This window comes from Planctopirus limnophila DSM 3776, assembly GCF_000092105.1.
GTDB lineage: Bacteria > Planctomycetota > Planctomycetia > Planctomycetales > Planctomycetaceae > Planctopirus > Planctopirus limnophila.
This window is the reverse complement of sequence record NC_014148.1, coordinates 742356-756122: the sequence shown is the minus strand read 5'-3', so window position 1 is coordinate 756122 and position 13767 is coordinate 742356. Positions and strand designations below refer to the sequence as shown.

The following is a 13767-nucleotide window of genomic DNA, read 5'->3' as shown; positions in this document are numbered from 1 at the left end:
CCCTTGGTTCGGCGGTGTGGGACTCTGCGGCCTCCCTGACGGCTTTGCGGTCGCGCTTCGTTCCCCTCCTTGCCCGGAAGAGTGGAACTGCGACGGCAGCGCACGGGATCAGGAGCAAGGGGGACAACGCATAACCAGGAGGGACAACCTTCAGCGACATGAGCAGCAAGGTTAAAGTGGCAGCGCACAATAAGCTATAGAAAACACCCACCAGGGCGTCTGCGAGTACGGCAACCGGACGGAATCCAAACAGGTAGTAGATACCCAACACCAGAAACGCGATGCATAACCCGGATGCCAACGCGGCCGCCGTGCAGACCCACAGAAGTCGTCCGATGGGATCGGCTAGACCGACCAGTCGGGTGCTGGCAAGCAGACCAACGATTGCCGCCGGGATGACGGCGAAGGTAGCGATCTTTCGAGCCGCCTGATCTTCGGTCGGCCGGCCGTCTCGGGCCTCGAACAACTCTCGCAAGTCCATCGGATAAGTAATGTGTCTACCCTCCTCCGCTGAACGAAAACTTGAGAAGTTCGCAGCCAACAATCTCATCATATCACCGATCGCTATCGCGATTCTGCTCCAAGGCTATGTTATGGGGAATGACCATGCCGAAGGAATATGTCAGGTTTGCTCCGCTGAGTGGCGGTGTCAGCCATAAAGTCATCCCCTTTTTCCTTCCACCACTTCCGCCACTTTGCCAATTCTTCGCCTTCCCGTGGCTCGTACTCTTCCCACTGCGGACGATCCACATCGTCGACTGTATGCGTCAGACAAAGTACCGCCCACCACCGCACCCTCTTGTCCGGATCATCCAGAAGTTTCACCAATTCCGGAACGCACTCCTTCCGCTGCACCTTCCACGGGACACCGAAGAACATGTACAGCGTTTGATCATCCTTGCGTACCCACTCCTTTTTGATTCCCTCCCGCACGTATGTCGCGTAGTCAAAGTCCGGCAACCCGCGCTCCAGGAAAGTGTGACCCGCATCGCGACGCCAGATCTTCTCTCCCTTGTCGTCCTCCTGTGGCTCGCCGGATTCCTGATACCAGACCTCCATAATCTGCTCGTTGAACAACTCCATTACCCGCTTCGCATCCGGGGCGATTTTCATGCGATATAGCGCGATGACTCCAGCGCGCGCGGTTTCCGCATCCTTATCCTTTGCCGCCGCGATCACTTCTTCGCTCACCCGCCTGTCCCGAATTATTCCCATTTGCTCGATTGCCGCGATGCGCATTTTCGGATCATTCGACTTCCACATCGCCACCAACTCTGCTAACAACCGTTCCCCTGGCCTGGTTCCAAATGTCGGTTCGACGACCGCGTCTACCGCCTTAATCACTGCGAACATCTCGTAGGGCGAAGTCTTACCACGCAACATCACAACGTAGACTTCGCCTTCCTTGACCGTATCCATACCTGGATTATGTGGCCCATTCGCATGATGCCTGAACGTAATCTGCACCTGCTTCCCCAGATGGCCCTTTAAAGTCGCGAGTACGCTGCATGTCGCGTCACACAGTGTCCCGGAAGGTGAACCAACTTCCCGCTCGGTGATTGAGCCCATTTTCAGCTTGCACGCCAGTGACGCGTGCGGAAACTCCGCTGCTTCTTCAGAAGACCGCAGTACCTGACCCGATATCGATGCTGCTGACCCGCCCAACACAGCCGCCACCACAACCAACCCAATACCGACGTGTGTGCACACTCTCATAGATCCTCCTTACGAGGAACGGGCTCTCACCAGCCCCATAACACCAAAGAATACCCGGCAGCGTCCAGAACCTTTGATATCAGAATCCGCCCGATCCGCCGTTCGGTTTAACTGCCTTGTTCGCCGCACTCGAGAGCGACTATTTGTGTGTCGCACCGACCACCCAGCCAAGGAACCCACCGATCAGCATTGGAATCGGCAGAAGAACCAGTGTTGCAATCAGCAGCAGCCCAAGACCGATATTAGCACCACCGCCATTGTAATTCAGAGACGAGTACCAGATCGCCCCATACGGAATGGAAACGGCGAACAAGCCTCCGACGTATGCTCCGATCGTCACACGAAGTGGAATTCGCATTACGAGCGACAGGCCTGCCAGAATCACAAACGGCGCACCAGGAAGTATCCCCCAGGTAAGGATCGGGCCACCAGGACTCAGCTGATACGCCCATGCCGACATCCCGATTCCAATCACCGCAAGTAAAACGCAGGCAATAACGCGAGTGGGATTCTGAAAAAATGTCGTCGATGGAGCGTCGGCAATAGATCTATCGGACATTCGCATTTCCCTTTTTCATGCAGCTGACAGGCTCAGGGCTCGTGAATTCATGGTTTCTCTTCAGCTCACATTTCTGATGCCGAAAGCGATCTTGCAGACTCGACTTAGGAGACGATTCACTCCTTCGAGTCTTGAAAATCCAATGCGTGTCGCTGGCGTTCTATCAATCCATCGACATCCTGATCCTGAGTCCACTTTTCTTCTCGATTCGAGCGTTGTGAATCAAGCAAATACATGTTTTTCGCGGCCCTGCATTTTGAACAATAGGTGACCATCGCCATTTCGCCCTCAGAGTATGGATCGTCGAACGCACAGGGAAATAAAGCGAGACGGATTTTGTAGTATGACGGCATGTAACTTCCGCGTTCAAAATCGACGCTGTTTGTGGCCTCGATCAGCGGTTCGTCGTGAACAGGACAGCGTTCGATATCGAGGCGAATGTCGGAGATGATCGCGGGCCGGATCTCTTTCTGCATAGTGCACGAGCCAATTGTGAGCAGCGTAAGTATCAAAGCAAGTTGGGCGAGGCGTGGCATCGGGAACTCTGTTTCTCGCGGCTTGGCAACATAGCAATTGTTCGACCGCCGAACGGCTGCAGAGAATTAACTTACTTGGTCGGTGGGGATTGAACTCTTCAATTTTGATGAGTTCGACAATCCAAGGAGTTGCGACGGATCATCGAACGAACCTCCACACCGCATTGCACTTTTTGACACTACGCTAAGCCGCAATTTTGACAATCGCATTTTGGAACTCGCGGAGAGCGATCCTGTTGCTCCCTTACCAGTCTGAGTCAGAATTGGAGTTGCCCGGAAAGCATACCAGCTGTTGCTCCACCATTCCGGTCGAAATCAGAATTTCAACCGGGGCCAAGGCTGCGGCGACTGAGACGATTACTCAAATGGGAAGATCACTCAACCGAGAGGACCACTCAGCAGAGGGTCACTCCAGCACTCTGAATGAAGACCATCTCTTGGGGAATTGAGTCGCGAAGGCTTTGAACAGAAAGAAAGAACGTCCAGAACAGGAGAGGATCAGTGAACTGCAGTGGAGCAATACTCCTTGTCAACTGATCAACTGCTCTCATGCTCCACTGATCTGCGTTTTCGGCCGTGTGGGCCGAGAAAGCGGAGAGGACAGGACGCCAATTGAACTTTTTATCGCTGGGGTTCGGGGGTGGGAAGCCGATTGGCGGCGAGTCCTCACGGCTCCTGAGGAAGAGAACTGAACCATACGAACGGATAAGCACGGAAGTGTTTGTTTGGCCTGTGTCGCCAACGCCACCCATAGCGCTTCATCGTGGATGCGGGTTTGAGGAATCATCGCTCGTCTTCAAATTCTATTCCGACCATTCTGATCACCTCTGGTGGCGGGCGCATCCGGCTGATCACCGATTCAGTCTGATCGTTTAAAAGGCCAAACCCTCGTGTCACTTGCTTGAAAGGGCACCCAATAACTGCTGAGATGACTTCGCCGTGCTGGATACTCTGGCTGACCAGCACGGGTTGACCGGTGCACAGGATTACGAAGACCCCGCGATCATTCCCCTGATCCGAGTGCGCCGGAAGGTCGTAACAGGCGACTTCCGTCACGTCCGTCAGCGGCAACGTCCACTCGACGCGATCGAACCGCCATCGCTCGCGAAGGCAAGTCAGACTGCCGTGTTCGCGGTCAATCCAGAACACCCGTCGGCCTTTCTGGAGAAAACTAACTGCGAACAACGCAGGTAAGAACCCTATGCATGTGCAGAATAGGCCGGAAGATGCACCCTGGTCTGGAACCCTGCGTTCGAACGCGCTAACTGCCAAACCCAACGCTGTGGAAACGAACACGACAGTCCACAGCCCGACAACGATCACCAGAAAAGGGTACAGGAAGCGAGGACGCACAGACGGAGAACACTTGAGTACCGGCGAATTGCTGAGACTCATTCACGAGTTCCCTGAACCCACTCGCCCTCCCGGGGGCGCACGCCTTGCCTCCGTCACTGAATTTCTAATGAATCGATCCGCGGACATTGACGAGAACAGTCGGCACCCGCGTGTCAATCTACATTGGGCCATCGGATTGCGTTGAATCGACCCCGCTTTCAGATCTCTTGGTGGTCGTCAGGACGCAATTCTCGGCAAATGCGGTCAACATCGCCTTATGGAGCCCACGTCGTTTGATAAGTTCAATCGTACCTCGCCCCCGAAATCAACGCGGTCGCAACATGAACCCAATGCCACTGCAATAGGAGCGGAGAGGGGGGGATTCGAACCCCCGGTACCCTTGCGGGTACACCGGTTTTCGAGACCGGCACAATCAACCGCTCTGTCACCTCTCCACCGCGAAGGATATCTCAACAGTGAGAGCAGCGCCAAGTGTGACAGGCGGTTATCTTCGGAAGGTCTTTTTTTCCACGCCGCTGATCTCTTCCCAGAAACATGAGTTCGTCGACAAAGGTGTGCTTATGGCTCTGCACAGGATTATTCACAAATAATGCTTTTTGGTTTTCTGCGGGTTCACTGGTACAATCCCGAGGTAACTCCTGTGTGCGTGATAACGATCTCTGAAACCAAGACCGAAAAAGACTCTACCCCCCACGGCGCAAGTCTCTTAATTACAGTCACTTAAGGCGGTTTATCTGCGGTAGCTTAAACCCTCTTCATGAATTAATCCCGTTCCTTTCCCTTCGGAGTGAGCCATGTCAGATCAACAGAATCTTCCCACAGACGACACCTTGAGCTACGTGGAATCGCCCGCAGCCACGGCTCCCCGGAAGAGCCAGCCCTTTCTGCTCGTTCTCGCAGCCCTCGGGTTAGGTGTTGCAGGGACCTTGGCCTGGAGCGAACAGGCCAATATTGTTGCCGCCATCAGTGGCAAACCCGTTGAAAGTTCTCCCTGTTCCATGAAGAGCAGTGGCGGTTGCTGCCCACTGAGCCAGAACCACGAAGAAGCCATGGCCATGCTGGGGACGGCTGAAGAGCAGAGCTGCTGCAGTATGAAGGGCCGCGCTGCCGCACTGGCAACTGTCGAGATCGAGCAGCCAGTTTCGGCACTGGTTCCTGCCAATGCAGCTGCCACTGAATCCGTGACATTCTGAAATCTCGCTAAACTCCTGATCGAAAACACCTTACGAAGATCTCTCCTGAGATTTCGTCGAGTTTTTGTTCTTGAATCAATTTGGGTACGAAACGAGGGTCAGTCCCATAGGGGCTGGCCCTCGTTGCTTATGTGATTGAGCAGCCTTGCTTTGAGGTGATCTATCGAATTCCGCTTTGTTTCTCCTGGGAGATGCCTGCCGGTGGAACTCGTCTTGCTGGTTTTGGCCTTCTTTGCGAGATTCTGTGATGATTTCCCACAGTTCAGTCGCTTCGCAAAGGATCTGCCAGGCGGAAACGGAAATTGTTCAGCATGGATGCGACCAGATACTTCCTCGCGATTTGGGGTCTGCTACTGATTGCAGGCTGTGCTGGAGGTCCGCAGACAGCCGCCCAACCGATGGGCAATCCGCTGTTCGTCCGGGCTCAGAATGAAGAGCAGGCGTGGGAAACTACCGTCGATGTCGTACACGATTACCTGTTCGAAATCGAACGGGAAAGTCGTATCGATGGGGTGATTGAGACCAAATTTAAAACCGGCGCAGGGATTCTTGAGCCCTGGCATCGTGATTCGGCAGATGGCTACTCCCGCTGGGAAAGCACACTACAATCGATCCGCCGCAAAGCTTACATCAGCGTGACCCCTGCTCAGGGAGGTTATTTTATTTCTGTTGAAGCTTTCAAAGAGATCGAAGATGTCGCAGGGGCTGCGAATTTCGCAGGTGGCGCGACTTTCCAGGATCACACGCCTTTGCAGCGCGATCTGGATTTAGTCGTGGGTCAATCCTCACCCAGCGGCTGGATTCCTCGCGGCCGGGACGCTCCTCTGGAAAGGGCCATGCTGCTGTCGATCCAGAATGCCTTCCAGAGATAGCCGCCTGAATGGTTGTTCGTGGTGGTGGTTGATCCAGAGGGGAATTGGCACTCACGCCCCAGGTTGATCCAGACGCCAGGATTTTACAGCGCTCGGTGTGCCGTGCTGGCGGAAGCATCACTGGGATCAACAATCCAGATCAATCATGGCTTTGATTGCACCCGTTTCTGGCTTGGTGAAACGCTCAAACTCATCAATCACATTGTCAAACGGAATCGTGTGCGTGATCCAGGGCCGGGTATCAATCCGCCCAGCTTCAATATGATCAATAATGCGCCCAAAATCTTGAGGCATGGCATTTCTCGAACCCATGATCGTCATTTCCCGGCGGTGCATCAGGGGGTGCCCAAACGAGAGGACATCAGTCGTAATGCCTACATAAACGAGTCGTCCCGTATGCCCCACATACTGCAAGGCCTGCGACATCGATCGGGCTGAACCTGTCGCATCGATGACCGCCATCGCCAGATGCCCATCAGTCAGCTTTTCAAGTTCTTGCAGCTCTTTGCCATCCCCGGTGGATAGAATCGTATTACGAACTCCCATCACATCCCGGCAGAAAGCCAGCCGCTGGGCATTCATGTCCATCACAATCACACGCGCCTGCGACAGCTTCACAAACTCAATGACGGAAAGTCCAATGGGCCCGGCTCCAATCACCAGCACATCTTCCTGAGGCTGCGCCATCGAGCGATCGACCGCATGGCATCCAATCGCTAATGTCTCGACGAGTGCTAACTGCTCCCACGATAATTTCTGGGCAGGGTGCAACTTGCGGGCAGGAACAATAAATCGCCGCCGCAATCCGCCATCCGTGTGCACACCCAGAACCTTTAACTCTTCACAGCAGTTCCCCCGTCCTCGGCGACTGGCAAAACTCTCCGGGTTATTGATGTAAGGCTCGACCGAGCATTTATCCCCCGGCTTAACATTGGTGACACCCTCACCCACAGCCAGCACCTGCACACCCAGTTCATGTCCCGGTATGCGTGGATACGAAAAGAAAGGCATCTTCCCCAGATACCCACTCAGGTCTGTGCCGCAAATTCCCACACGATGCACTTCGACCACAGCTTCACCTGCACCCGGCTCTGCCACTTCAGGAATTTCAATGAACTGGAAAGCTCTCGGTTCAACAAGCTGGAGTGCGCGCATCATTCATTCCATTTCGTATTCAAGGTGTCAGTCGGCAGGAGGCATCTCAAAGTGAATCAGTCAAGGAAGACGAGGCCAGCAGCAGCCCTTCGCCCCACCTTCTATCGATGATCCATCTCAGGCGATCGTTCTTCGAAGCATGTTCGCATAGCCTACACCATGTTTGATTTTTACTGGAGTCTGTAAAATCAGAAATCATGGAAGTTCAGTATTCTGTTTTTCCCTTCGGCCTCGACAATAGAACGAAGGTCACCACAGGCCGAAACTCACGCCCGATCGAGAATCGCAGAGAACGGATCAACGGTGAGTGCCAGTGCCGCTTCGTTAGCAAAGGAAATCTGTACCCATGGAAACTTTTCCCGCTTTAGAGCTTCTGGAGGCGATGCACAGCTTTCCGTGCGTGTTCACCTTCAAGGTGATTGGCAAAGCCGATAATGATTTTCCCAGCCGTATTCTGACTGCCATTCAGTCCGAGTTGGATCATCCCGAGGTGCCCAAACATTCCATCCGGGAAACCAAACAGGGCCGACATGTCTCGCTGACTGTCGAACCTATGGTTCAAAGCTCTTACCATGTTCTGGCCATTTACCGGAAAATTCAAACGGTCGAAGGACTCGTCATGCTGCTCTGAGAACTGTGCAACCTGAAAAGCATGAGATGTCTCTCCTGCGTATGGGTGTCTGTCAGTACAAAAGCCCAGACACCATCACGAGGGGCGTCATGAACTCCGTCGCGGCATGCAACTGCACACTGGAGTTAGAGATCAGGCGCTGTTCCCTGCGTTGACCTTCAGCAAAACATCACTCTGCGGCAACCGTCTTGAGAAGTCCCTGTGCTTCTTTGGCTTCCATCGGTTGAGCAGTTTTTTCGATACCATTCTTCGCTTCATCTCGCCATTCACGAGCCAGCCAGATAATTGCAGTACCATCCCGGCTGCCCGTGAGAATCTGTCGGCCATCGGGCGAGAAGGCGACGCTCGTCACGTCCTGGGTATGACGTGAAAGCGTCAGAATCTCGTTCGAGGTGCGAGTATCCCACAGTTTGACGGTCTCGTCCTGACTCCCTGTCACTAGCCGGGTGGCATCTGGCGAAATATCGACGCTTGTCACGGGAGCTGTGTGCCCGGCCAGAACAAATAGTTCTCTCCCGGTGGCCACATTCCACAAGCGGGCGGTCTTATCTTCACTGCCCGTCAGCAGCAACTTTCCATCTTCACTCAAAGCGGCAGAAAGGACAGGCCACTCATGCCCCTGGAAGATCTGCAGACATTCACCCGTCGTCGTATCCCACAAGCGGGCGGTCTTATCGGATGATGTCGTCACAATGCGCGAGCCATCGTGGTTGAAAATGGCCGAGCGCACCCGCCCTGTATGCAGCCCCAGCACTTTGACGACCTTCGGTGGTGCGGCTTTCCAGTCCCAGAGTTTAGCAGTTCCATCGTCACTGGCTGTCAGAATCAGTTCACCATCAGGTGAGAAACTGGCCATATTGACGGCAGACGTATGCCCACCTTCCAACCTGACCATCGATTCGCCAGTCGCAGCTTTCCACACCTTCACTGAGTTATCCCAGCTCGACGTGACAATCCACTGATTATCAGGCGAGTACCTCGCTGAAGCCACCACTCCATTCGGGCTGAACGACATCATTTCCCGACCATCGCGCAGGTTCCATAAGCGGGCATCGGTGCCACCAATCGTCATTAATGTCTCAGCTTCCGGCCCAAAGGCGACTGCCCACAACAATGCCCCTCGCTTTTTCAGATCAACGACGGACCCTCCCATCTCCATGGGAATTCGCTTGAACCCAGGCAGTACCAGGATCTCGGCCTGCCGTGTTTCTGCATTCGCAATGGCCAGAAGACGCCCATCACGAGAAATTTCCAGCGAATTGACCATCCCTTCCGGCAGGCGATATTCACTTACCAGCTTGGCATCGGCCGTCGACCATAGCCTTAAAGTGTTATCTGCAGCACTGGTGACGAGCTGCTTGCCATCCGGCGAAAGTGCCATCGTCAACACTGATTCCGGATGCTTCATCACAGCCGGACGAATCTCTGCCATCGATCCCAGATCCCAGACCGCGACCGTGTTATCTGCACTGGCGCTGTACGCCTTACGCCCATCCGTCGCATAGATGATTTTCTGCACACGACGGGAATGACCATCCAGCTTTCCCAGAAGGCCGCCTGTCTCGCGAGACCACAACAGAATTCGGCCACGCAGATCCCCTGAAAGAATTGTCTTGCCATCGGGTGAGATCGCCACTGCTGTGGGCTCATGCTGATGACCGGTCAGCTCAAAGATTGTTTCCAACGTTGAAAGATCACGCAGTACGACCACTTTGCGATCACTTCCCGTGACCAGCCACTTTCCATCGGTTGAAATGTCAAAAGCGGCACTTCTCCCGGTGTGTTCGAGGAGCTTTGTCTGAGAACCGGTTTCGACTTCCCACAATCGCAATGTGTTATCGACTCCTGCCGTTGCCAGTCGTTTACCACCATCAAAGAAGATGGCCTTCGAAGCCAGGAACTCATGACCTTCTTTGAACTGCAACTGTTTATCGCCTGTTTCGACATTCCACGTACGCGCTGTTCGATCGCGACCGGCTGTGACAATTGATTGCTGATTGGGTGCCCAGGCGGCTGAAAGTACGGCATCTTCATGCCCTTCAAACACGCGACCATTCAGCACGCGAAACTCTTCGTAACGATCGGTACTCCATTCGCAAACAGTCGAATCGTAGCTGGCGGTCAGAATCTGCCGGTCACCCAGGCTGAAGTCGCAGGCCCGTACCCAGCCATCATGGCCTCGCAGCACGAGAGTGGCTCGCCCTTGCGGCAACTCCCATAACCTGGCTGTATTGTCCTGAGCACCACTGAGCAGCAAACCCCCATCTCTGGAAAAATGAAGTGCACGCACGGCCCCTTCATGGCCTTTGAGAATTTTCGCTTCAGAGCGTTGCTCGGCACTGATTTCGAGCACAGCTTTCTCGGAAGACTCCTGGACTTCTTCTGCCACTCGTCGAAAATCAAATGGCTGAATATTTTCCGGGCTCCAGAGTTGGATTGTGCGGTCGTAACCGCCACTGGCCACATAATTGCCCGTAGGATCAAATGTCGCGGTAAAGACCGGGCCCTCATGACCGGTAAATGGTGGCAAATGCCGACCACTCTCCACATCCCAAACCAGGACAATTCCATCCTGTCCTGCCGAGACAATCCGCTTCCCGTCCGGAGAAAATCGTGCGGACCACACCCACCAGTTGTGCCCTTCAAACGTTTTGACAACCTCGCCAGTTTCCACATCCCACAGCCGGATCGACTTATCGTACGAGGTACTCAAGAGCTGCTTGCCGTCCCGGCTGAATTCGACCGAGAGCACTCCATCGGCATGCCCTTTCAAAATGCGCACCCGCTCACCGGATTCAACACTCCAAAGCTGCAGATACGCTCCCGCTTCACTGCCACCTAAGGCGATCAGATCTCCCTGGGGCTGGAAGGCGACAGCATGTACATACTGACCCTGAGTTTTGAGAACATTCTTCGGAGCCCCATCTTTCAACTGAAAGATCCGTGCTGTTCCATCCCAGCCACCGGTGGCAAACAATCCTTTTTCATGCTGTATGTCCAGTGCATCCAGTGGCGAACCGGCTTGAATCTGTTTCGATTGCTGGCTGCATAAATGCATCAATCGCCCCCACTCCCAATTCCTCAGGTAGGTGGGGCAATCCAGTAACAATTCTTTGGCAGTCGCAAAAGCATTCTCATTGATCTTTGCCGAGGCCAGACCAATTCTGGCAATATAGGCTTCGTACTCTTCACTGGCCTTGGCCTTTTCGGCGGCCATGCGGGCTAACTCAGCTTTCGCCCGCTCCTTCTCCGAGACAGACTGAGCTTCACGGGCCTGCATTTCTGCCGTCTGAGCCGCTGTTCTCGCGATAATTGCCTGTTCTTTGGCCAGTTCCGCTTCTTTGCGACGAGCTTCGGCGTCGTCACGAGCCAGCTTCGCCGCCTCTTCATTCTTGACGGCCACATCCCGCTGTTTAGTGGCATCTTTTTCGGCAAGCATGGCTCGATTGGCTTCGGCTCGAATCCAGAAGAACGCAATGGTCACCACCACGACGACGGCACCCACGAGCACGCTGGCAGTGCGTCTCAATAAGCGAATGCGCTGCTGCCGACCTTCCCGCTCGGCCACTGCCTCGTCGATCAGTTTGATCAGCGGCTGATGTTCTGCTTCCGTCGGGTGCAAAAGCGACTTCGCGAGATCGTAATCACCCTTCTCAATGGCGAAGTTGGCATAAGCCAGACGGGCTTTCCGCTCGCCCTGTTTGGCCCGCAGGTTTCCATCCCAAAGCTCGACAGCTTCTTCAAATCCAAAGAGGGCTTTGGCAAACCCTTCATATCCCCCCAGGCGACCCGCTTCACTGAGATCATCTTCGGCCCGCACCGTCATCTGCACACTCTCCGAGTGTGACAGGTACTCGCGGATACTCGCCTGAAAATCCATCACCGACTGATATCGGTCATTCGGATCTGTCGCCATCGCTTTCAACGCAATGGCAATCAATTCCCCTTCCTGATCAGTCTCGACAATCTCATTTCTCGCTGCAGCCATGAGGCATTTCATAGCCGTCTTGCCTGCATGCGGCGGCATGTCAGTCAAGATTTCAAAAAGGATGGCTCCCAGCAGATACACATCGCTTTGGGGAGTGACTTTGGTGATCGGCCCTGTGGCCATTTCCGGTGCCATGTAAGCGGGAGTCCCGCCCATGGTCGTGTTCTCGACAATGCTGTCTTTCCGCCGGAAGGCCGCCGAAGGCTGTGCCAGCCCCCAGTCCATGACCAGCACTTCACCGAACTCACCCAGCATCACGTTTTCGGGCTTCAGGTCGCGGTGAATCACTCCCCGGGCGTGGGCAAATGCCACGGCATCGGCCACTTTGAGCAGGATCTCCAGATTCTCGATGAGTGACTTTTTCGAAATGACTTTCAGCCAGGGTGTCCCCTGAACTTTTTTCATCGAGTAGAAGAGCGAGCCATCTTTGGCCGATCCGACATCGTAAATCGGAACAATGTTCGGATGTTCGAGATCACCCGTAACGACCGCCTCAGCCAGAAACTTCTGCCGCTGACGCTCATTCTTGGCCGACGCTGATTTCAGCATCTTGACGGCCACTTCGCGATCCACCGAGGTCTGCCTGGCCTCGTAGACCACCCCCATACCACCTTCGCCAAGAATACGAATGACTTCGTACTCCGCCTGATCCGATCCAACTTTGGGCCCTGGCCCATGCGTCAACGAGCGATGTTTGATCACCAGCGTCTGGCGAGGACCAGGAATACGCTTAACTTCCCGACCCTTCAGGCTCGTCACAGGCTTAACGTCATTCCCGGAAGGTTCATCTCCCCAGACTGAGGCGATCGTTTTAATAATGGCCTCAGGAACATCATCCGAGACAAACGTCGCGGCGGTATCTCCTGATTCCAGATCGGCAAACTCCGGGCCCACATACGTCGCGCCCGCATCGGCCCTTTCCTGCTGAACTCGTTCTGCTTCATCATCAGCTACATACGTGGCCATGTAGCTGTCGTCGGCTTCTCCTTCCGGAGTACCAATCGCGAGCGTTTGAGCCGCCGGTTTTGCAGGCAGAAAATCGTCTGAAGTTTCACCATGAGCCGGGCCATTAGCCGGGTCTGGAAACTCATCAGAGATCATCGTCTGATCACCGGGTCCCGAAAGATCAACGGAGCCGGAAAGATCGATACTCTCTTCCGTCACCATGCGGACATCTTCATCGTCAGATGCCCGCGTCTGGCCGATTGAGGAACTGTCATCTGCAGAATCGCCCAGCGAACCGGAATCTTCTGGCAGGACGACAATATCTGCCGAGTCGGCAAAGAAGACCGAGCTGTCGGCAATCACCATCGTGCGACCGCCATTGTCAAACTCGTCGGGTGTCTCCCGTCCAGCCACCGGTGAACCTTGGGCTCCCGCATCTTTCTTCAAAGACTCAATCGGGGTAAATTCGACCGCACTGGCATCCAGAGTTCTTAACGGTGGCGAAATCGTTTCCCCTGGCAAAACAGGGGTCGCCATGGCCGAGTCCGATGGTTTTTCCGGCAGAGGTTTCTCAGGCTGTGCCAGCGATGCGGATGATGGGTGACCCGCTCCAGAAAGATCGAGCGAATCATCCGAGGCTGCCGCAGGCTCAACGATTCCCGGATCGGAAAGCATGGTGTCGAGAGTATCACTCTCAAGCTCAGAATGGTCGTTTTCATCACTCAAGCGGCTATGGCAGCGCGAACAGATCCCACTGACGAGATCTGCTCCCGTAACTCTCGTTCCACAGCTCGGACATCTCAACATGGCCCGCTA

9 protein-coding genes and 1 tRNA gene are annotated in these 13767 nt (G+C 54.5%); 3 read left to right on the top strand and 7 right to left on the bottom strand.

Annotation, left to right across the window (positions count from 1 at the left end):
• Window positions 1–591: 591 nt before the first annotated feature.
• The 5 genes from PLIM_RS03100 to PLIM_RS03075 all read right to left on the bottom strand — a co-directional run bounded on the left by PLIM_RS03100 (window position 592) and on the right by PLIM_RS03075 (window position 4601).
• Window positions 592–1419, bottom strand: coding sequence for a HEAT repeat domain-containing protein (locus PLIM_RS03100; RefSeq protein ID WP_148226955.1), 828 nt, complete (start codon window positions 1417–1419; stop codon window positions 592–594).
• 436 nt (window positions 1420–1855) lie between these two features.
• The gene (locus PLIM_RS03095; protein WP_013108862.1) at window positions 1856–2275 is read right to left on the bottom strand and encodes a hypothetical protein; all 420 of its coding nucleotides are present in this window, start codon (window positions 2273–2275) and stop codon (window positions 1856–1858) included.
• Window positions 2276–2391: 116 nt separating this feature from the next.
• Window positions 2392–2811: a hypothetical protein gene (locus tag PLIM_RS03090; protein ID WP_013108861.1), complete on the bottom strand. Its 420-nt coding sequence runs from the start codon at window positions 2809–2811 to the stop codon at window positions 2392–2394.
• 783 nt (window positions 2812–3594) lie between these two features.
• Window positions 3595–3960, bottom strand: coding sequence for a hypothetical protein (locus PLIM_RS24505; RefSeq protein ID WP_041401019.1), 366 nt, complete (start codon window positions 3958–3960; stop codon window positions 3595–3597).
• 554 nt (window positions 3961–4514) lie between these two features.
• Window positions 4515–4601, bottom strand: a tRNA-Ser gene (locus tag PLIM_RS03075).
• Between the two features lie 360 nt (window positions 4602–4961).
• Between PLIM_RS03075 and PLIM_RS03070 the strand changes: the two genes are divergently transcribed.
• Both PLIM_RS03070 and PLIM_RS03065 read left to right on the top strand, forming a co-directional pair.
• The gene (locus PLIM_RS03070; protein ID WP_013108858.1) at window positions 4962–5360 is read left to right on the top strand and encodes a hypothetical protein; all 399 of its coding nucleotides are present in this window, start codon (window positions 4962–4964) and stop codon (window positions 5358–5360) included.
• 311 nt (window positions 5361–5671) lie between these two features.
• Complete coding sequence (locus PLIM_RS03065; RefSeq protein ID WP_013108857.1) at window positions 5672–6232, top strand: hypothetical protein; 561 nt, start codon at window positions 5672–5674, stop codon at window positions 6230–6232.
• A 126-nt stretch (window positions 6233–6358) separates the two neighbouring features.
• Here the strand turns inward: PLIM_RS03065 and PLIM_RS03060 are convergent, their stop codons facing one another.
• On the bottom strand, window positions 6359–7387 hold the full coding sequence (locus PLIM_RS03060) for a zinc-binding alcohol dehydrogenase family protein (protein ID WP_013108856.1): 1029 nt from the start codon (window positions 7385–7387) through the stop codon (window positions 6359–6361).
• A gap of 346 nt (window positions 7388–7733) precedes the next feature.
• Between PLIM_RS03060 and PLIM_RS03055 the strand changes: the two genes are divergently transcribed.
• On the top strand, window positions 7734–8018 hold the full coding sequence (locus PLIM_RS03055; protein WP_013108855.1) for a DUF493 domain-containing protein: 285 nt from the start codon (window positions 7734–7736) through the stop codon (window positions 8016–8018).
• Window positions 8019–8187: 169 nt separating this feature from the next.
• On the opposite strand, the gene PLIM_RS03050 is transcribed toward PLIM_RS03055, so the two are convergent.
• On the bottom strand, window positions 8188–13758 hold the full coding sequence (locus PLIM_RS03050) for a protein kinase domain-containing protein (RefSeq protein WP_013108854.1): 5571 nt from the start codon (window positions 13756–13758) through the stop codon (window positions 8188–8190).
• Window positions 13759–13767 lie beyond the last annotated feature (9 nt).

Coding starts and splice junctions, on each gene's coding strand:
- PLIM_RS03100 (WP_148226955.1), bottom strand. CDS start 1,419: ATGGATACGGTCAAGGAAGGCGAAGTCTACGTTGTGATGTTGCGTGGT.
- PLIM_RS03095 (WP_013108862.1), bottom strand. CDS start 2,275: ATGTCCGATAGATCTATTGCCGACGCTCCATCGACGACATTTTTTCAG.
- PLIM_RS03090 (WP_013108861.1), bottom strand. CDS start 2,811: ATGCCACGCCTCGCCCAACTTGCTTTGATACTTACGCTGCTCACAATT.
- PLIM_RS03070 (WP_013108858.1), top strand. CDS start 4,962: ATGTCAGATCAACAGAATCTTCCCACAGACGACACCTTGAGCTACGTG.
- PLIM_RS03065 (WP_013108857.1), top strand. CDS start 5,672: ATGGATGCGACCAGATACTTCCTCGCGATTTGGGGTCTGCTACTGATT.
- PLIM_RS03060 (WP_013108856.1), bottom strand. CDS start 7,387: ATGCGCGCACTCCAGCTTGTTGAACCGAGAGCTTTCCAGTTCATTGAA.
- PLIM_RS03055 (WP_013108855.1), top strand. CDS start 7,734: ATGGAAACTTTTCCCGCTTTAGAGCTTCTGGAGGCGATGCACAGCTTT.
- PLIM_RS03050 (WP_013108854.1), bottom strand. CDS start 13,758: ATGTTGAGATGTCCGAGCTGTGGAACGAGAGTTACGGGAGCAGATCTC.